This window comes from Clostridium sp. HV4-5-A1G (genome assembly GCF_900184915.1).
In the GTDB taxonomy this organism is placed as follows: domain Bacteria; phylum Bacillota; class Clostridia; order Clostridiales; family Clostridiaceae; genus Clostridium_B; species Clostridium_B aromativorans.
Genome location: NZ_FXYI02000328.1, coordinates 1 through 1,598, shown reverse-complemented (window position 1 = coordinate 1,598; position 1,598 = coordinate 1). Strand labels below are relative to the sequence as shown.

Here is a 1,598-nt window from a genome sequence, read left to right as displayed (position 1 = left end):
TCAAGAAACAAAATCACCATTATACCTCAGAAAGGAGTTACATATTTATGATAACATATAAACAGCTTTCTTTGGCAGATATATTTTCTGACTGCAAAGAAAAATTTCAAAACAACAAGCCCCAGTTTCTTTCTTTACTTGAAAACACTATTAATCTTGATGATTTAGTTCCCATTTCTTTCATAAATCATTTTTATGCGCCCACCGGAAGACCTCGTAAATATAAGCTTTACGCTATGCTTCGTGCTTTAATCTTGCAGCGTATTTTTTCTATTCCTAAAGATTCCCTTCTGATTATCTTCCTTAAGTATTCTCAGGAATTAAGGGATTTCTGCGGCTTTCTTAAAGTTCCTGATGCCTCTAAATTCACACGCTTTAAACAGGATTTTATTCTGGACTTACAATTGATGTTTGATAATCTAGTTGATATTACTGAACCAATATGCCAACAAATTAATAAGAAACTTGCATCCATGACCATCTTCGATACTTCTGGTATTGAAGCTTTCGTAACTGAAAACAATCCTAAATATGCCAACCGCATTATAAAACAGCTTAAAACTTTTAAGAAGTTAAATGGTTTAGGTGATTCCTATGATCCTTATAAAGCTGCTTATGGTGCCATGCCTTCCCATGCTAATGCCAATCCTGCTGTCCAGCAGATGTATATTAATGGACATTTTTGCTATGCTTTTAAATTTGGTCTTGTTACCAACGGTCTTGGCATTGTAAGAAACATTTCATTTTACAATAAAAATTTCCTTAAAGCTCATCCAGACATTGTTGTTGAAAAAAAGTCCAACTCACCTGATGAGGATAAATCTCTTGCTGATGCTAAAGCTCTTATACCTGTTCTTAAGGATTTTTTAAAAAAACATCCCATGATAAACCCTAAAATATTTTTAGGCGATGCTGCCTTTGACAGCATTGAAATTTACAGCTGTCTTTTACAGGAATTAAAGTTTGAAAAAGCATACATACCACTAAAAACTAAAATCGTATCAGAAGAATCTGATTGTCCTTTGAATGAAGATGCTGTTCCCTGCTGTCCCCATGACCATTCACTGCCCATGAAACGGGAAAGCAGCAAATCACATTTGCGTTCAGGAATTCCTACAATGAAATTCGTTTGCCCTAAAATGAAATGGGTCTACAATAAAGAAACGAAAAAGAGTAAACGAAAAACTTTTTGTGAAGATCCCTGTACTAAATCATCCTGCGGCAGGATGTTTTACATTTATCCTGAAAAGAACCTGCGTGCATATCCCGGAACCGTTCGTGGTTCTCAGGAATGGAACTGCACCTATAAAATTCGTTCTGCTATAGAAAAAAGTATCGAAAATTTTAAACACAGCTGCTGTATTGCAGAGCGCAGGACACAAAATGAAAAAACCCTTCATGCTGACTTGCTTCTTGCTGGTATAACTCAGCTGATAACAGCTGTCATAGCCAATAAAATACACAGGCATGAATATATCAAAAGTCTAAAACCATTAATTGCATAAATACCAGCTATTTTAAAATTTTAGAATTAATCATGGCTTTATTTCTTATGCCCTTTTTTTCTGTTTAGCTATTATAAATTACAAGAATTACCT

At 34.6% G+C, this 1,598-nt stretch carries 1 pseudogene; it reads left to right on the top strand.

Features of this window, described 5'->3' with window-relative positions:
* Positions 1-47: 47 nt before the first annotated feature.
* Positions 48-1,425 (top strand): annotated as a pseudogene (locus J5G60_RS18245) (transposase).
* Positions 1,426-1,598: the final 173 nt, after the last annotated feature.